At 58.5% G+C, this 18346-nt stretch carries 16 protein-coding genes; 15 read left to right on the top strand and 1 reads right to left on the bottom strand.

Annotated elements, in window-relative coordinates:
- From IEX40_RS00165 to hypE, 3 genes are read left to right on the top strand one after another with little or no spacing between them, the layout of a single operon-like run.
- Positions 1 to 261 carry a HypC/HybG/HupF family hydrogenase formation chaperone gene (locus IEX40_RS00165; RefSeq protein ID WP_188745091.1) on the top strand — a complete coding sequence of 87 codons (261 nt, stop codon included), beginning with the start codon at positions 1 to 3 and terminating at the stop codon, positions 259 to 261.
- Positions 258 to 1406: a hydrogenase formation protein HypD gene (gene hypD / locus IEX40_RS00160; RefSeq protein ID WP_188745090.1), complete on the top strand. Its 1149-nt coding sequence runs from the start codon at positions 258 to 260 to the stop codon at positions 1404 to 1406. The genes IEX40_RS00165 and hypD overlap by 4 nt, the downstream gene beginning before the upstream one ends.
- Positions 1403 to 2428: a hydrogenase expression/formation protein HypE gene (hypE, locus tag IEX40_RS00155; protein ID WP_188745089.1), complete on the top strand. Its 1026-nt coding sequence runs from the start codon at positions 1403 to 1405 to the stop codon at positions 2426 to 2428. Before hypD ends, hypE begins: the two co-directional genes overlap by 4 nt.
- Before the next feature lie 32 nt (positions 2429 to 2460).
- Here hypE and IEX40_RS00150 read toward each other — a convergent pair whose 3' ends face one another.
- On the bottom strand, positions 2461 to 3807 hold the full coding sequence (locus IEX40_RS00150; RefSeq protein ID WP_229680416.1) for a hypothetical protein: 1347 nt from the start codon (positions 3805 to 3807) through the stop codon (positions 2461 to 2463).
- A 150-nt stretch (positions 3808 to 3957) separates the two neighbouring features.
- Between IEX40_RS00150 and IEX40_RS00145 the strand changes: the two genes are divergently transcribed.
- From IEX40_RS00145 to IEX40_RS00090, 12 genes are all read left to right on the top strand, one after another.
- On the top strand, positions 3958 to 5010 hold the full coding sequence (locus IEX40_RS00145) for a LacI family DNA-binding transcriptional regulator (protein WP_229680414.1): 1053 nt from the start codon (positions 3958 to 3960) through the stop codon (positions 5008 to 5010).
- Between the two features lie 226 nt (positions 5011 to 5236).
- Complete coding sequence (locus tag IEX40_RS00140; RefSeq protein WP_188745088.1) at positions 5237 to 6283, top strand: type 2 periplasmic-binding domain-containing protein; 1047 nt, start codon at positions 5237 to 5239, stop codon at positions 6281 to 6283.
- A 109-nt stretch (positions 6284 to 6392) separates the two neighbouring features.
- The gene (locus tag IEX40_RS00135) at positions 6393 to 6836 is read left to right on the top strand and encodes a tripartite tricarboxylate transporter TctB family protein (protein ID WP_188745087.1); all 444 of its coding nucleotides are present in this window, start codon (positions 6393 to 6395) and stop codon (positions 6834 to 6836) included.
- Positions 6837 to 6853: 17 nt separating this feature from the next.
- The gene (locus IEX40_RS00130; protein ID WP_188745086.1) at positions 6854 to 8368 is read left to right on the top strand and encodes a tripartite tricarboxylate transporter permease; all 1515 of its coding nucleotides are present in this window, start codon (positions 6854 to 6856) and stop codon (positions 8366 to 8368) included.
- Complete coding sequence (garD, locus tag IEX40_RS00125) at positions 8365 to 9960, top strand: galactarate dehydratase (RefSeq protein ID WP_188745085.1); 1596 nt, start codon at positions 8365 to 8367, stop codon at positions 9958 to 9960. Before IEX40_RS00130 ends, garD begins: the two co-directional genes overlap by 4 nt.
- Positions 9961 to 10157: 197 nt before the next feature.
- Entirely contained in the window at positions 10158 to 11069 is a 912-nt protein-coding gene (kdgD, locus tag IEX40_RS00120) for a 5-dehydro-4-deoxyglucarate dehydratase (RefSeq protein WP_188745084.1), read from the top strand.
- A gap of 76 nt (positions 11070 to 11145) precedes the next feature.
- On the top strand, positions 11146 to 12471 hold the full coding sequence (locus IEX40_RS00115) for an enolase C-terminal domain-like protein (protein WP_188745083.1): 1326 nt from the start codon (positions 11146 to 11148) through the stop codon (positions 12469 to 12471).
- A 79-nt stretch (positions 12472 to 12550) separates the two neighbouring features.
- Entirely contained in the window at positions 12551 to 13309 is a 759-nt protein-coding gene (locus IEX40_RS00110) for a FadR/GntR family transcriptional regulator (RefSeq protein WP_188745082.1), read from the top strand.
- A gap of 175 nt (positions 13310 to 13484) precedes the next feature.
- The gene (locus IEX40_RS00105) at positions 13485 to 15062 is read left to right on the top strand and encodes an aldehyde dehydrogenase (NADP(+)) (RefSeq protein WP_188745081.1); all 1578 of its coding nucleotides are present in this window, start codon (positions 13485 to 13487) and stop codon (positions 15060 to 15062) included.
- A 455-nt stretch (positions 15063 to 15517) separates the two neighbouring features.
- Entirely contained in the window at positions 15518 to 16252 is a 735-nt protein-coding gene (locus tag IEX40_RS00100) for a FadR/GntR family transcriptional regulator (RefSeq protein ID WP_229680412.1), read from the top strand.
- A gap of 688 nt (positions 16253 to 16940) precedes the next feature.
- Positions 16941 to 17459 carry a hypothetical protein gene (locus IEX40_RS00095; RefSeq protein ID WP_188745080.1) on the top strand — a complete coding sequence of 173 codons (519 nt, stop codon included), beginning with the start codon at positions 16941 to 16943 and terminating at the stop codon, positions 17457 to 17459.
- A gap of 463 nt (positions 17460 to 17922) precedes the next feature.
- Positions 17923 to 18228 carry an MTH1187 family thiamine-binding protein gene (locus IEX40_RS00090; protein ID WP_188745079.1) on the top strand — a complete coding sequence of 102 codons (306 nt, stop codon included), beginning with the start codon at positions 17923 to 17925 and terminating at the stop codon, positions 18226 to 18228.
- Positions 18229 to 18346 lie beyond the last annotated feature (118 nt).

The raw sequence follows: 18346 nt of genomic DNA, 5'->3' as shown, positions 1-18346 counted from the left end.
ATGTGTCTGGCGATCCCGGTAAGGATAGAGGTGCTGATCGACGAGGAACGGGCGTTGGCCGATATCGGCGGCGTGCGTAAGGAGATCAACACCGCGCTGGTGGACGATCTCGCCGTTGGCGATTACGTGATCCTGCATGTGGGATATGCGTTGAACAAGCTTGATCCCGAGGAAGCGGCCAGGACTCTGGCTCTGTTCGAGGAGCTGGGTCAGCTGCAGGCAGCCCGTGATGCGGCATTGGCAGAGGAGGGGACGGAATGAAGTATGTTGACGAGTTCCGCGACGGCGACAAGGCGCGCGCCATTGCCGGTCAGATCCGCGCCGAAGCCGATCCGGCACGCACTTACCATCTGATGGAGTTCTGCGGCGGCCATACCCACGCCATCTTTCGTTACGGCATCCCCGGCCTGCTGCCGGACAACGTCAAACTGATCCATGGCCCCGGCTGTCCGGTCTGCGTATTGCCGATCGGGCGGCTGGATATGGCCGTTGAGCTGGCGCGTCGTCCCGATGTGATCCTCTGTACCTACGGTGATATGCTGCGCGTGCCGGGCTCCGGCCGCGTCAGCCTGATGAAGGTGCGTGCCGAAGGCACCGACGTGCGCATGCTCTACTCGCCGGCGGATGCAATCAAGATCGCCCAGCAGAACCCGGACAAGCAGGTGGTGTTCTTCGCCATCGGTTTTGAGACCACAACACCGCCGACCGCGCTGGTGCTGGAACAGGCGAAAAAGCTGAATCTCTCCAACTTCTCCGTGTTCTGTAACCATGTGCTGACCCCGGCAGCGATGCATGCGATCCTGAATACGCAGGAGGCCGACTCCGGCGCGTTGATGTTGGATGGCTTTATTGGACCTGCCCATGTCAGCACCGTGATCGGCTCGGCTCCCTACGAACCCTTTCCGGCGCAGTATGGCAAACCGGTGGTGATTGCCGGATTCGAGCCGCTCGATGTGCTGCAGGCGATCCTGATGCTGATCCGCCAACTGAATGAAGGGCGCTGTGAGGTGGAGAACGAGTTCACCCGCGCCGTGACCCGCGAGGGTAACGCCAAGGCGAAGGCGTTGGTGGAGCAGGTATTCGAGCTGCGCCCCAGCTTCGAGTGGCGCGGCCTCGGTGCCATCCCCGAGAGCGCGCTGCAGATCCGCGCCGAATACGCCGAGTTCGACGCCGAAAAGCGCTTTGCGTTGACTCAACTGGAGGGGCGGGAGAACAAGGCCTGCGAGTGCCCGGCCATCCTGCGCGGGGTGAAGAACCCGCGTGACTGCAAGCTGTTTGGCGACCCCTGCACGCCGGACAATCCGCTCGGTTCCTGCATGGTCTCCTCCGAGGGCGCCTGCGCCGCCTACTACAGCTACGGCCGATTGAGTGACAACCGTATCGCGGCCGAGGAGGTGAACGCATGAACCGTCTTAACATCGCCAACGGCCGTGTGGAGATGGTCCACGGCAGCGGCGGCCGTGCCATGGCCGAACTGATCGACCAGCTGTTTGCCCAGGCGTTCGACAACGAGTGGCTGGCGCAGGGCAACGATCAGGCCCAGTTCACCCTGCCGCCGGGCCGGGTGGTGATGGCCACCGACAGCCATGTGGTATCGCCGCTGTTCTTCCCCGGCGGCGATATCGGCTCGCTATCGGTACACGGCACGATCAACGATGTCGCCATGTCCGGCGCCCGTCCCTGTTACCTGTCGGCGGGTTTCATACTCGAAGAGGGGTTCCCGCTGGCCGATCTGAAACGGATCGTCGATTCGATGGCGAGCGCGTCAAAGGAGGCGGGCGTGCCGATTGTCACCGGCGATACTAAGGTGGTCGAGCGCGGCAAGGGCGATGGCGTATTCATCAACACCACCGGTATCGGTGTGGTGCCGGAGGGATTGAACCTGTCTGGTGACAGAGCGCAGCCGGGCGATGCCATCCTGCTCTCCGGCACCATAGGCGATCACGGCGTCACCATCCTGTCGCTACGCGAAAGCCTGGGCTTCGAGGCCGATATCCAGTCCGACTCCCAGTCTCTGAACCGGCTGGTGGCGGCGATGGTGGAGGTGGTGCCGGAAATCCGCTGTATGCGCGATCCCACCCGTGGCGGGCTGGCCAATACTCTGAACGAGCTGGCCAAACAATCCGGCGTCGGTATGCAGTTGTTCGAGAAACAGATCCCGGTGCGCGAGCCGGTACGTGCAGCGTGCGAATTCCTCGGCCTGGATCCGCTCTATGTGGCCAACGAAGGCAAGCTGATCGCGATCTGCCCGCAGGAGAAAGCGGAGCAGTTGCTCAAGGCGATGCGCGCGCAGCCACAGGGGCGGGAGGCCGCGATCATTGGTCGGGTGGTGGAGGATTCGCACCACTTCGTACAGATGGAGACGGTATTTGGCGGCAACCGCATGGTGGACTGGCTGAACGGTGAGCAGCTGCCGAGGATCTGTTAAAGATAGGGAGGTGAAAAAGCAGGCGTCCCCTATCAACCGACCCCGGCCGGATTCAACAGGCCGTAGATCCAGATGGTCGCAAAGGCGATCGCGAACGCCACCAGGCTGTAGTAACGGTTGAACCTCAGCAGGGTGCGTGCGCTGATGCCGTAACGTGACTGCAGGCTGATCTGGACGCCGGAAAAGGGTGATAGTCCGACCCCCAACGACCAGCCCAAAAGCAGGGCGATGCCCAGCAGATTGGGATCCTCGACACTGGGTATCAAAATGCTGCCGGCCAATACGGCGCTGGTAACCGGGTGCATGCCTATGAAAGCAAGTCCGACCAGAGCGGCGACTGTGATACAGGCTTCCAGCGAACCGAAGTGCGCCGGTGCCAGCTGAATATCGAGCGTCAGTAGTAGCGCACCGACACCGGACGCGAGCACCGCGGCGGAAAGAAACAGAAGGACCTCGCTGCTCATGCGCGGCAGTCCTTCGTGAATATGCCCTTTCAGTTTTTTCCCGGAGTCCCCTTTGTAGCGCAGGGGCAGCCAGACCAGGGAAAACAGCAGCGCGATCAGAGTGACCAGCGTCAATACCGATATCTCCGGCCAGAGTTTGTGCGCGATCATCACCAGCATCGCGAGTACCACCGGCGCCCAGAGCGCCTTGAGGTGCATGGGATAGCCCCGTGTTGTTGCGGCTTCCGGATGTCGTGCAATCTGCACGGCGCTGATCAGCATGGCGAGGAAAGCGAAGGGTAAACCGTACAGCATCAATGTAACCAGATTTGAGCCGGGGGCGCTGAGCAGCACCACACCCATGGCGGCAAAGAACGGCGACCAGGCCGCGCAGGTGCTGAACGAGCGCAATACCGTCAGCCCTTGCAGAGGCGTGAGCGGCCGGTGGGCGCTGAGCCTGTCACCGAGGATCATCACCGCGGATATATTGATAACGGCGCCGATCAGATGGCCGCCGAACAGCGTGCCCAGCAACACGTTGCGGCCTGATGGCAGCTTCTCCTCGTCGCTTAGCTCACTCAGGGTGACCAGGCGCAGAAAGCTCACCCCGATCAGCATGGCGATGATCATGTGATTGGCTTCCACTGCCTTGAGCAGGTAGCGCGTGTTGCCATCGATCAGGAACGCGATAAGCAAGCCCAGCGCGCCTGCTATCAGTAACACGCCGCTCTGAATAATCTGGTTGCGTTTCTGGCGCTTAAGCAGTACCAGGGCGGTGAACCACACCGGAATACCTGCCACATAACCCGGCAGGCTATGGGTCAGCGTCGCCAGCAGGCTCAGAGGCAGCATCGACAGCAGTATCCAGCCGCTGAGCGGGTTACGGCGGGTAGGGTGGTTTACACTTTGTGAGGCTGGCCTGGCGGCGGTATCCATCGAAGTTCCTGCTAAAGCGGAGAGACGCGAAGCGCTATAGGGCTTGTCAACAAGGCGTGAAAAGTCATACAACTTATCCTGAAACCTGTGCCAGGTGCAATTCGCAGGTGCAGAAATTGGTTGAGCACTTCTCTCTTCGGCGGCTGTAGGATGTCCAAAACATTAACCGAACATAACAACGACAGCTCCAGCATGCGGCGTCGGCAGCCCTCGGGTACCACGCTGATCGATGTGGCAAAAGTAGCCGGCGTATCGCCCATCACGGTTTCCCGTGCCTTGAACAGGCCGGACCAGGTATCGGAAAAGACCCGGGAGAAAGTACGCCGTGCGGTCGAGCAGGTGGGGTATATCCCGAACATGCTGGCCGGCGGCTTGGCCAGTCGGCAGAGCAAGTTGGTGGCGATCTTCGTGCCGACCATCGCACACCCAATCTTTGCCGAGATGGTGCAGGCGGTGATGGATGAGCTTAGTCGCGCCGGTTACCAGGCGATACTGGGTCTCACTGGCTACCAGAAGGAGACCGAGGAGACGTTGTTCAATGCCATCCTTGGGCGTCGGCCCGACGGGATAGTACTGACCGGTACGCAGCACAGCAAGCTGATGCGCAAGCGTTTGATCGCCTCGGGTATCCCGGTGGTCGAGGCTTGGGATCTCTGCGACGATCCCATCGATATGCTGGTGGGTTTTTCCCATGAACAGGTGGGGCTGGAGGTGGCCCGGCATCTTTACGCCAAGGGGTATCGACGTTTTGCCGTGGTGACGGCGGAGGATGCGCGCGGCATGCGGCGCTACCATGCGTTGCTGGATGAGCTGCGTCATCTAGGCATCGACGATGTACCCACCGCGTTTGTGCCGCCGCCATCCTCGCTCAATGCCGGTCGGGAGAAGGTGTGCGAGCTTTTGGACGCGGGGCACCGTCCAGAGGTAGTAGTCTGCAGTTCCGACACGGTCGCGCATGGGGTGTTGGCAGAAGCGGCATCCCGGGGCTGGACGGTGCCGAAGGATCTGGCGGTGATGGGGTTCGGTGAACTCAGCAATGCCAGCCGGGTCTATCCCTCGCTGTCGAGCGTACGCTTGAATGGCGACAAAGTGGGGGGGCTGATCGCGCAGGCACTGCTGGAGCGCTTTAAAAACCCCGACGCGGAGGTCGCGCCGCTCAGAATCGATACCGGCTTTACGATCATCGATCGTGAAAGCACCTGAGTTTGCTCTGCTTCATTCGAGCACCTAAGGTTATTCACGTGACTTCGCGCGAAGTTGAATTTTTGTCCGAATGAAAATGATTGCGCAATCATGTTTATGATTGCGCAATCATTTGTATGATGTATTATTAATCTGTCGATCGCCTCGGTGCATGGCTCAGACAGGGTTTTGAGTCAAAGCCGGGCGCATAAAGCCAACCTTTGATAACAACAAACAGGAACGACAGATGAAAAAGATCCTCTCCGGAGTCGGTGTTGCCCTCTGTACCCTAACCATGGCGACCTCTATGCAGGCGCAGGCGGCCGATAGTCCGATCAAAGGCAATATCCGTGTTGTGATTGGCTCGTCGTCTACCGGTGGCGACACCTATCAGGCGAGCAGCATTATTGCGGATGCACTCTCCGAAAAACTGGGCGCCAATTTCAAGGTCGATGCCGTGGGCGTGACCGCCGCATTCCGTGCCCTGGAGCGCGTCAGCAACGGCAGTACCATCATGGTGTTCCATGATCAGGCCTATCTGGGCAATTTGTATGGGCAGAAGGGGTACGACGATCCGTTCGAGAAATACACCGTTGGCCAGACCTTTGCGATCAACCCGGGGAATGCCTACCTGGTGGCCAAGAACTCACCCTATAAGTCGGTTCAGGATGTGATCGATGCTGCAGGCTCAGGCAAGACTGTGCGTGTCGCCATTCAGCCGGGTGGGGTGTCCGAGATCGGCTATACCGCGATGAAGAACGCCGTTCGCCTGCAGTACCCGGGCATGGAGGATAACCTGGCCCCGCTGAACACCGGGTCCCAGTCCGACAAGAACCAAGCGATGTTTGACGGTCTGGCCGATGTGATCAACGGCAGTGTGCAGGCCAACGAGCAGTACACCCGTCTGCCGGCGGACGATCAGAAAGCGATGAGCTTCCTGTGGCTGACCGCGCGGGAGGGCACCGTAAAGCAGGCTAACCCGGAAGGGATGGGCGGCACCAGTCGTGACGATCTGATGAAGTTCGTAGCGCCGATGGTGAGCGTGCCGATGGACGAGAGCAAAAACTTCACCTTCGATAAGGAATTCTTCTTCATCTACAACAAAGAGACCGATCCGAAGATCATCGCTGCGATGGACGTGGCGCTGGAGGAGATCTTCAAGGAGGGCAAGGTGCAGGAGACTATGAAAAAGTCATTTTTCATTCCGGACTTCCTGCCCTCCAACGAGTCTCAACAGTACCTGATGAACAAGCGCGACCAGTACGCGAAAATCATCGAGTCACTCAAGAAGTAAGAAAACATGCCTGTCCCGTCCTTGGGGCGGGGCAGGCATGGTATCGGCTTCGGCAGGCTGTGGTGCACAGCGCTGAAGCGCCCCTGAAGTTTTACTATCGGTATGCGCTATGAGTCAGTCCCTCTCATCGCTGTTCGAAGTATCGATCGACTTTGATCAGTCACACCTGTTTTTTCCGACGATCGTGATCACTCTGATCGCGCTGATGGCGCTCTGGATCGTTGCAGCGAACGCCAAACAGTGGGTAGCACGTGTCAGAAGTGGCGAGCTGAGGCTATCCCCGTTCAATGAGCATGCGGACAAGTTCCGCTTTTTTGGCACGCTGGTTCTGGTCATCGTTTATTTCTGGTCGATGGATGCAGTCGGACAGCTCTTTCCCAATACCGGGATGGGTTTTTTGCTGACCTCCATTCCGTTCATGCTCCTCCTGTCACTGCTCTATGTGCACGGCATTACCAGCCGCGTCCTGTTGGGTATCGGCCTGAATTCGATCATCGCCCCGGTGGCGGCCTGGTATCTGCTGGGCCAGCTATTCGCGATTTCGCTGCCTTAAGGGGATAGGTTCAGATTATGGAATTCCTTGCACTGCTTTCACCCGAATTCTTTCTGCTGTCGGCGGCGGGCTGCCTGATCGGCATTATCTTTGGCGCCATTCCGGGCATGACCGCGACCATGGCGGTGGCCGTCTGCCTGCCGCTGACCTACTCCCTGGGTCTGCACGAGGGCCTGGCGCTGTTGCTGGGGCTCTATGTCGGCGGTATCTCCGGCGGTCTGGTGCCGGCGATCCTGCTCAATATTCCCGGCACACCCTCATCCATCACCACCACCTTCGACGGTCATCCGATGGCCAAGGCCGGTGAGCCGGAGAAGGCGTTGAAGATCTGTATCGTCGCGTCGCTGGTGGGCGGTCTGTTCAGCGCCGTGGTGCTGTTCTTCTTCGCGCCGATGCTGGCCGACTTTGCGATCAAGTTCTCCTATATCGAGAAGTTCCTGATCATCTTCTTTGCGCTGACCGTGATCGCCTCGCTGTCGAAGAATATCCTGGCCGGTATCTTCAGTGGTCTGCTCGGTGTGCTGCTGGCGCTGATCGGCACCTATGACACCTCCAACGGCGGTAACGGCGAGTATCGCCTGATGTTCGACTTCATGGTGCCCTACCTGGAGACCGGCTTCTCGCTGCTGCCGGTACTGATCGGTCTGTTCGGTCTGGCGACGATCTTTGAAGAGGCGGAGAAGGGGATCAAGGAGGAGGACACACACAGTCAGATCAAGCTGAAGGGGCATAAGCCGTTCCACTTCGGCGTGTTTAAAGGGCAGATCAGCAACCTGATCCGCTCCTCCAGCATCGGTACCTTCGTCGGTATGCTGCCGGGTATCGGCGGCAGTGCCGCCTCTGTTCTGGCCTATAGCCAGCAGAAAAACCTGTCGAAAAATCCAGAGAAGATGGGTAAGGGCGCCGCCGAGGGGATGGTCGCTTCCGAATCGGCCAACAACGCGCTGACCGGTGGTGCGCTGATTCCGCTGCTGTCGCTGGGTATTCCGGGCGACAGCACCACCGCGGTTCTGATCGGTGCCTTCACGCTGCAGGGACTGCAGGTAGGCCCGCTGTTCATCGGCGAACATATGGATACCTGGTATTCGATGATGGCCGCGCTGCTGTTTGCCAACTTCGTCATGTTCGGCGCCATGTTCTTCGCCATCCGTTACATCGCGAAAGTGGTGATGGTGCCGAAATACATCCTCTATCCGATCATCATCATGATGTGCGTGATCGGCGCCTATGCGATCAACTACGGCATTATGTTCGATGTCTGGACGCTGCTGATCTTCGGTCTGTTCGGTTGGCTTGCCGGCAAGATCGGCATCGAAGTCGCGCCGCTGGTGATCGGCTTCATCCTGGGCGGATCCGCCGAGGTGTACTTCGTCAAGAGTATCGAGTCCTACGGCACCCTGAGCATCTTCTTCACCAAGAGCCCGATCGCCGTGGTGCTCTGGCTGCTGATTTTGGCCTCCGTCGTGTTCTCGATCCTGATGCACCGTAAAAACAAGCGCCTGGCCAACCAGGTAGAGGAGGCCAACGCATGAGCGCTGGCCCCGAGGTAACAACGACAATGGCACAACAGAAACCGATCACTATCCGGATCAAGCCGGAAGACAACGTGGCGATCGTGGTTAACGCCGGCGGCCTGCCGGCGGGCACCGAACTCGATGATGGCACCCTGCTGGTGGAACATGTACCCGCCGGTCATAAGGTGGCGTTGAGCGCGATCGAGCAGGGCGGCGAGATCCGTCGCTACGGCGAGGTGGTGGGCTATGCCCTGGAACCGATCGCCCGCGGCCGCTGGATCAACGAAACGGTCACCGAAATGCCGACGCCGCCGGCGCTGGATGAGTTGCCGCTGGCGACACGGCCGGCACCGGCGCTGGAGCCGCTGGAAGGCTATACCTTCGACGGCTACCGCAACGCGGATGGCAGCGTGGGCACCCGTAATGTGCTCGGCATCAGCACCAGTGTGCAGTGTGTGGCCGGCGTCACCGACTACGTGGTGAAGCGGATCAAGGCGGAGCTGCTGCCGCGCTTCCCCAACGTTGATGACGTGGTGGCGCTGAACCACAGCTACGGCTGCGGCGTGGCGATCAATGCACCTGCTGCCATAGTCCCGATCCGCACCCTGCAGAACATCGCCCGCAACCCCAACCTGGGGGGCGAGGTGATGGTGATCGGCCTGGGCTGCGAAAAGCTCTCACCGACCCGCCTGTTGCAGGTGGAGGGTGAGGAGCAGACCCTGAAGGTGATCGACCCCGCCAGCGAGACTGAGCGGATCCTCAGTCTGCAGGATGAGCAGTTCCAGGGCTTCGGCGACATGGTCGACGGTATCCTGGAAATGGCCGAGCTGCATCTGAGCAAGCTCAATGCGCGTAAGCGGGAGCCCTGTCCGGTCTCTGACCTGGTGGTGGGGATGCAGTGTGGCGGCTCCGATGCATTTTCCGGCGTCACTGCCAACCCGGCCTGTGGCTTTGCTTCCGACCTGATCGTGCGTGCCGGTGGCAGCGTGATGTTCTCCGAGGTCACCGAGGTGCGTGATGCCATCCATCTGCTGACGCCGCGCGCGGCAACCAGAGAGGTGGGCGAGGCGTTGCTGCGCGAGATGCAGTGGTATGACGATTACCTCAATCAGGGCAGGGCGGATCGCAGTGCCAACACCACCCCTGGTAACAAGAAGGGCGGCCTGAACAATATCGTCGAGAAGGCGATGGGCTCCATCGCCAAGTCGGGCACCAGCCCCATCGTCGATGTGCTCAGCCCCGGTGAGCGGATCCGCAAGCGCGGTCTGAACTTCGCCGCGACACCGGCCAGTGACTTCATCTGCGGCACCCTGCAGTTCGCCTCCGGCATGAACCTGCAGGTGTTCACCACCGGGCGGGGGACCCCCTATGGCCTGGCCGTGGCGCCGGTGATCAAGGTGTCGACCAACAGCACACTGGGTAACCGCTGGCACGATCTGATCGACCTGGATGCGGGGCGCATCGCCACCGGTGAAAAGACGATCGAGGAGATCGGCTGGGAGCTGTTCCAGCTGATCCTGGATGTGGCGTCGGGCCGCAAGCAGGTGTGCGCCGAGAAGCTGGGCATCCATAACGATCTGGTGCTGTTCAACCCGGCCCCGGTGACCTGATTGTACCGGTCTCTCCCGCGTTAAACGTGCTGGGGAGAGCCATTTGAAGGCAGGGTCCGGATCTGAGGATCCGGGCGCAAAAAAACAGTTGCGACCCGCCTTGTATGTTGTATGATGTATTACAAATAAAGCGGCGATAAGTTATCGTCAGCGTAAGAGCCAATAACAACACCGCTTAAATCTGAGGAACTCTGAAGATGGCACTCTCTGTAGAACGTATTCGTCAGTCGCTGAGCGACGGTCTGCTCTCTTTCCCGATCACCGATCTGGACGCCAATGGCCAATTCAACGCCGACACCTACCGCGAGCGTATCGAATGGTTCGTTCAGCAGGGCGTTTCCAGCGTGTTCGTGGCTGGCGGTACAGGGGAGTTCTTCTCCCTGTCCATGGATGAGTACAAGGCGATCTGCAAGATCGCGGTCGAGACTGTGGCCGGTCGCGTACCGGTCATAGCCAGCGCCGGCAAGAGCATTCCGGAGGCTCAGGCCTACTGCAAAGCGGCCGAAGAAGCGGGCATCGACGGCATTCTGCTGATGCCTCCGTACCTGACCGAATGCCCGGCGGACGGTGTTGTCGAATACGCCAAGGCGGTGATCAACAGCACTTCGCTGCAGGTGGTGTACTACAACCGCGCCAACGGTATCCTCGACGCCGAAAACGTGAAGCGCTTGGCAGCGGCCTGCCCGAACCTGATTGGTCTGAAAGATGGTGTTGGTGCCATAGCGGCACTGAATGACATTATCAAAACCGTCGGTGATCGCCTGGTCTACATCGGTGGCGTACCGACGGCCGAGATCTTCGCCGAAGCCTACCTGTCGATCGGCGTGAACACCTACTCATCCGCCGTATTCAACTTCATGCCGGAGATGGCGATGAAGTTCTACAGCGCGCTGCGTGGCGGCGATCAGACCACCGTGACCCGCATCATCCAGAACTTCTTCATCCCCTTCTGCCGTCTGCGCGATCGCAAGAAGGGCTACGCGGTCAGCCTGATCAAGGCCGGCGCCGACATCATCGGCCGTTCGGCCGGTGAGGTGCGTGCGCCGCTGACCATGCCGAGCTCAGCCGAGAAGGAAGAGCTGGCCGCGATCATCAACGCCAACCGTTGAGTTAAAGAGCACCTCAGGGGCCGGTGGTTAGCGAAGGGGTTTACCTCCGGCCCCCTTTTTCTCTAGAGGGCAGAGAATGTTTACGACCATAAAAAAGATGACCGTGGTGCCGGTAGCCGGTTATGACGGCTTCCTGTTGAACCTCAGCGGCGGCCATGCACCCTGGTTTATCCGTACCGTTGTGGTACTCGAAGATAACGACGGCAATATCGGCCTGGGCGAGATTCCGGCGACCACCAGCATCATCAATACGCTGGAGAAGTGTCGTGAGCTGGTCGAGGGGCAGAGCGTCGGTCGCTACAAGGCGATCATCAGCCGTGTCCGTGAGGCAACCTCTGGACAGAGCGACGACGTGCGTGGCAACCAGACCTTCGATCTGCGCACCGCAGTACACGTGATCACCGGTATCGAGTCGGCACTGCTCGACCTGGCCGGCCAGAACATGGGGCTGCCGGTGGTGGAGCTGCTCGGCCAGTTCGGCAAGCAGCGCGACGAAGTCGAGGCCTTGGGCTACCTGTTCCAGCTTGGCGACCCGAACAAGACCGATCTGCCGTACCCCACGTGCGAAGATCCGACCGACGACTGGGATCTGGTGCGTACTCAGGAAGCGCTGAACCCGGAAGCGATCGCGCGCCTGGCGAAAGCCGCGTACCAGCGTTACGGCTTCAAGGATTTCAAGCTCAAGGGTGGCGTGCTCGATGGTCATCAGGAAGCGGAGTGTATTGCCGCACTGTATGACGCCTTCCCGGAGGCACGTCTGACCCTGGATCCGAACGGTGCCTGGACGCTGAAGCAGGCGGTGGAGTACCTGACTCCGATCAAGCATATGCTCAGCTATGCCGAGGATCCCTGCGGCCAGGAAGGTGCTTGGTCCGGACGTGAAACCCTGTCCGAGTTCAAGCGCATCACCGGCCTGAAAACCGCGACCAACATGATCGCCACCGATTGGCAGCAGCTGCGTAACGCGGTGCGCCTGGATTCGGTCGATATCCCGCTGGCGGACTGCCACTTCTGGACCATGCAGGGTGCGGTTGCCGTGGGTGAGCTGTGCAACGAGTGGGGCATGACCTGGGGTTCGCACTCCAACAACCACTTCGATATCTCGCTGGCGATGATGACTCATGTGGCTGCGGCTTGTCCGGGCGAGATCACCGCCATCGATACCCACTGGATCTGGCAGGACGGTCAGCGCATCACCAAGGATCCGTTCAAGATCCGTGGCGGCAAACTGACGGTGCCGAACAAACCGGGCCTGGGTATCGAGCTGGACCGTGAAAAGCTGGACGCGGCGCACGCCCTGTTCAAGACGCTGACCCTGGGCCAGCGCGATGATGCCATGGCGATGCAGTTCCTGATTCCGGGCTGGAAGTTCGATCCGAAACGCCCGGCGATGGTGAGATAAGCAGGTGCGATAAGTAGATACACCTGCGCTTTATGGGATAATGTAGCAGGCCTATAAAAATTGATGACAGGATAAATCCATGGGTAACCCCTCTGCCGCCAGCGAGAGCTTTAAAGTCGAGCCGGTTCAGCGCTCGGTGAGCCTGGCCTCTCACGTGGCCAAACAGCTGGAACAGATGGTGACCCAGGGGCATATCCCGGTGGGCGAGAAACTGCCCACCGAGGCTCAGTTGTGCGACATGTTTGCCGTCAGTCGTACCGTTATTCGCGAGGCGATCACCCAGCTCAAGTCGCTGGGGCTGGTCGAAACGCGGCGCGGTGTGGGTACCACGGTGTTGCGCAGCCAACCGGCGGAGACGCTGTTTGCCTACACCATCAATCCTACGGCCGTTGAAGATATCCTCAATATTCTCGAGCTGCGCATGAGCGTGGAGGAGAAAGCCGCGGAGATGGCCGCCATGCGCCGCTCCGAACAGGATATCGAGCGCCTCGAACAGAGCCTGTCCGCGTTTGACGCGGCGTTGGCAAAAGGGGAGTTGGCGCGCGAGGAGGATCTCGCGTTCCATCTGGCGATCGCCACTGCCACCGGCAACCCGTTTTTCCGTCAGTTCTACGAGCAGTTCAACAAAAACATTATCCCCAGAGCGAAGATCGTCAACACCAACCTCGATCACCCCGCCACCGAGGAGTATCTCGAGCGGGTACGTCAGGAGCACCGCGCCATCTTTGACGCGATCCGGGAAGGTGAGCCCGAAAAGGCCAGCAAGGCGATGCATACGCACCTCTACCGTGCCTATCACCTGTACGAAAAGTACAGGGCCAGTCAGCAATTCGAGTAAGGCATAGCAACGCCGCTCAACTGCTGGTTCAACCGACATCGCTGGTTTAAACGATGCCCCGCTTCGGTCGGGCAACGCCCGGCTATATGTACAGGATGTACGGTATGCCGCGGGCGCATGGATGCGCGGGAGCGGCGAGCCCGGGCCAGACACTCTTTATTGGAGGGATAAGCAGATGACAATTCTCGGCGAAATGCTGATCGGCGCTCGCGCCGTCAAAGGTACCAGCGCGCCTATTCAGGCGATCAACCCCGCCACCAACGAAAAACTGGAGCCGGTGTTCGGCGGCGGTACTCAGGCCGATGTCGATGCCGCGGTGAAGCTGGCCTGGCAAGCGTTCGACCGCTTCCGCGAAACCAGCCCCGAGGTCCGCGCCAGCTTCCTGGAAACCTGTGCCGACGAGATCCTGGCGCTGGGTGACGAACTGGTGCAGCGGGCGATGGCCGAGACCGGCCTGCCCCAGGCGCGTATCGAGGGCGAGCGCGGCCGCACCATGAACCAGCTGCGTCTGTTCGCAGCGGTGGTACGCAGCGGCAACTACCTGGATGTGCGTATCGATCCGGCTATGCCGGAGCGTCAGCCGCTGCCGCGTAACGATCTGCGCCTGCGCATGATTCCGCTGGGCCCAGTTGCGGTGTTCGGTGCCAGCAACTTCCCGCTGGCGTTCTCCGTGGCCGGTGGCGATACCGCGTCCGCGCTGGCCGCCGGCTGTCCGGTGGTGGTCAAGGCACACTCTGCCCATCCGGGAACTTCCGAGCTGGTCGGGCGTGCGATCCAGAGCGCGGTGGCCAAGTGCCAGCTGCCGGAGGGCGTGTTCTCCCTGCTGTTTGGTTCCGGCCGTGAAGTGGGCTCCGAGCTGGTCAAGCACCCGCTGATCAAGGCGGTAGGCTTTACCGGTTCCCGCGCTGGCGGTACCGCGCTGATGGAGCTGGCCGCCAACCGTCCCGAGCCGATCCCGGTCTACGCCGAGATGAGCTCGATCAACCCGGTGTTCCTGATGCCGGAGGCGCTGAAAGCGCGTGGTGACGCGATCGCCAAAGGCTTTGTCGGCTCGCTGACCATGGGCGCGGGGCAGTTCTGTACCAACCCAGGTCTGGTGATCGCCCAGTCCGGCGCCGAGCTGGATGCCTTCCTGGCAACCGCTGCGACCGAGCTGTCCAAGGTCGCAACCCAGACCATGCTGACGCCGGGGATCTTCTCCGCCTACTGCAGCGGCGTTGATCAACTCAAGGGCAACGCCAGTGTCCGCGAAGTCGCGGCAGGGCAGGGCAGCGATGCGCCCAACCAGTGTCAGGCCGGTCTGTACGTGACCAGCGCCGAGGCGTTTATAGCCGACGAGTCGCTGTGCGACGAGATCTTCGGCTCCACCTCGCTGGTGATCGAGTGTAAGAGCGTCGAAGAGTTCGCCCGAGTGGCGGAACATCTGGAGGGCCAGCTGACCGCGACCCTGCAACTCGACGAAGCGGATTATGCCGCGACAGCCGCGCTGCTGCCGGTACTGGAGCGCAAGGCGGGCCGCATCCTATGCAACGGCTTCCCGACCGGCGTTGAGGTATGCCACGCCATGGTCCACGGCGGTCCGTTCCCGGCCACCTCCGACAGCCGCACCACCTCGGTCGGCTCGGCGGCGATCAACCGCTTCCTGCGTCCGGTGTGTTACCAGGACCTGCCCCAGGCGCTGCTGCCTGATGCACTGAAGGATGGCAACCCGCTGGCGATCCGTCGCCTGGTGGATGGTCAGGACCAGCGCTGAGCGTCAAAGCGTTAAGTTTCATCACACTTCATCTCCAGGGCACCTCGAAAAACCGTGACGAGCGGCCTGTGAGCAAGGCGCACGGAGCGCAGGAACCGCAGTGTATGCGGTATACATGAGGATTCCGAGCACCGCGCAACGCAGCTCACTGGTCGCGCAGTAGGTTTTTAGAGGTGCCCTCCAGTGTGCTTCTCAAGCCGGTCATAGCGTCGGCTTAGTGTTTGGCCCCTGCTACCAGTAATGGTGCAGGGGCTTTTTTATGTCTTTTTCCGTGTCTTTCCCCTTTGAATGGATATGTTGTCGTACGACGTTTTTGGTTTAAAAGCGGCGATAGTGTTTCCTGTTTTAATAAAAACAATGATTTGCCGGTAGATCCGATGGTTGTGTCGATGGGGCTGATCGGCTTTTGATAACTGTGGTATGATCTCAAAGAGTCTTAATTGAGAGATTGTCGAGTGAATCAGAGCAGCACCTTGCCCACAGCCGATACTGAGCCGAAACGGAAGCGGCCGCGTAAACTGGCGCAGACCCTGGTTGCGGAGATCTCCCGTCAGATTGCTGAGGGTGAGCTGAAGCCCGGCGAAAAGCTACCCACCGAAACCGCGATCATGGAGCAGCACGGAGTCAGCCGTACCGTGGTGCGTGAAGCGCTGCAGCGACTTCAGGTCTCAGGTCTGGTGGAAACGCGCCACGGCGTCGGGACCTTCATTCTTGAATCGTCCACCGATGTCGGCCAATTCCTTAAGGTCTCTATCGACTCGGTGCGCGATACCATCGCCATTCTGGAGTTCCGCCTCGGTCTCGAAGTGGAGGCGGTCGGGCTGGCCGCAGAACGGCGTTCGCCGGAACAGATGGCGCGGCTTCGCGAAACGGTCGATGCACTGAAACACTACGAAAGCGAGGGGCTGGCGGAACAGGCGGGCAAGGAGGATTCCCGTTTTCATATCCTGATCGCAGAGGCCACAGGTAATCGTTACTACGTCGACGTGATGAACCACGTGCGCAACTCCATCGGACCGCTGGTCTCGGTCCACCGTACCGACCCCGAACGACTCAATCACGAGCACGAAGAGATCTGCGCCGCCATCGAGCGCCAGGATTCCTATTCGGCGCGCGCCGCCATGCGCCTGCATCTGGTAAACTCCAAAGAGCGCTTGCTGAAGATGGTGAAGGAGAGGCAACAGGCCTGAGTAAGAGCGCAAAGCGTCTTGCTCAGGTGTCGGATCTCATTCTTGTGAGCGATTTCTGCCTCGTGTCTAACGGCAAGTAACGACCCGAAGCGGACTAAACGATTGAGCGAGCGTTATTTTGGCCATGCGCAAAAAGCAGTCATTAATGACTGCATCCGGTGCCCTTTGGAGGCTTAAGGTGGATAGAAAACTCAGGGCGATTCACGATTCACATAGTCTGTTAGACAGAGCTCAATGATAGGCAGAGTCACAGTTTCCGCAACATTATGGCCAAAGCCAAAGGGATCCGCGCTTGGTCACAAGTAGATTTAACAGGGAATCTACCAAGCGTAGTACTGAAACTGTAAACCCTGTGTCGTCTAATTTGCATTATTGAATACAGTTCTAATTAAAATTATTTTTTCAATTAATACAAATACCTATATCCTAGATACCACGCACTTTAAGAAAAATCAACCTCACCTTGTTTCCTTTCCGTTACATAAAATAATAAGCATTCAAAATAAAACAAAAAAATCTATATTTATCAAATTGTTAGGATTAAAGGATTGTTTTTTGCTTTATCACTACCGCGATACTGACGACTTTATCAGGATACCGAAAGTTTCCATGATATATTCATGAAAACAATTTAATAGTCGTTACCCATAGTGGTAACTGATCATATAATAACATTGGAGTATCAATTATGTTTATCTGTCAAAGAACAATTTACTTACCTGCCATATTTAGCGCCACATTTTTGGCCACCGCCTTGTTCACGACCTCTGCGAGGGCGGATTGGTATGGTCAAATTCAGCTGGGTGACGAAAGACCGGCAGGACAAACCGAAAATAATGGTTTCGCTGACTCAGATGGCAACATATGCATAGGGACAAGTAGTAACATACGTTTCCATGGTAATGGACAGGCTTCTATTGAAATAGTCGACGATAGCGGAGATGTCCTGGATCAAAGGGAGTTTGCTGGGAGAGACATCAACATTGGTATTTTCTCGGGTTATACTGGTGCGGACGGGAGGAACCGATTATTTTTTGATACCGGAGTGGGTGCTGGGCTCTGGTGGTCCGACAGCAGTGCGCCAAAATGGGCGGGTATTTCGCTCAAAATGACAGGTACATTTGACTGTACGTCAGGGTGCAATGGCTCGCAAGATGGGAAGCTTACTGTCAAGCTCTATACCGCTCAATCTGGTTATTGTTATTGATGCGCCGTCTACCCGTAAAAATCTCGAATGTACATCCTAAACGGGGGGCTCACAGGCTCCCTTCCGGCACCTTTCCCAAAGCAGGGTTTCACGCTCGAGCAATTTTCGATCATTTATTCAGATGCTATTTACCCTCGCAAAATTACAATCTTCCTGAATTGTCCCTAGTTTTATAGACGTATTGTAGGCTTAGGTGCGGTCATTCGTATGAGTATCGAGCGACCGCTTCGTGCCGGTAGTTCGTGTAGAGCGCGGTTAGCCTAATGTCGGCTTCGGGTCGATAGCGGGAGTCAACTGCTAGCCTCGCTAACTTCCGCTTTGTGCGCAAAGCGGACCTTGCACCATAGTGGTGGGAATGACTGCTCTGTGCCGATTCCTGACTTCAAGAGGTGGGTGCAGTTTATTATCTGTCAGGGGGCACGAGCCCCTATAACACTCCCATAATTTTTAAATAGGGGTTTGTATGAAAGTTATGATTGATCTTTGTGTCATACCTATCGGCGTTGGTGTTTCTGTATCGGACTATGTTACCGCCTGCCAGCGGGTGCTTGATGAGGCCGGTCTTGAACATCAGTTACATGCCTACGGTACAAACATAGAAGGTGACTGGGATGAGGTCATGGCGGCGGTGAAGCGCTGTCATGAAGTCGTACATGATATGGGGGCCCCGCGTATAAGCTCTTCCATGCGGTTAGGTACGCGGACTGATCGGGAGCAGAGTATTCAGGATAAAATTCATAGTGTTACAAACAAGCTTGCAGCAGATTGAGTAGTTGATTTTCCTTGAAAGCGTTATGGCTTGGGCGACAGACGTTTACAGCCGATCGATTTGTGCCTGCAAGGTGTCGTTAGCCGACAGGGCCAGCAATCGCGTGATCTGGTATCTC

The sequence above is a fragment of the Marinobacterium zhoushanense genome (assembly GCF_014641945.1).
In the GTDB taxonomy this organism is placed as follows: Bacteria; Pseudomonadota; Gammaproteobacteria; order Pseudomonadales; family Balneatricaceae; genus Marinobacterium_D; species Marinobacterium_D zhoushanense.
The sequence above is the reverse complement of the archived record's forward strand: the minus strand, read 5'-3'. Positions and strand labels throughout refer to the sequence as shown.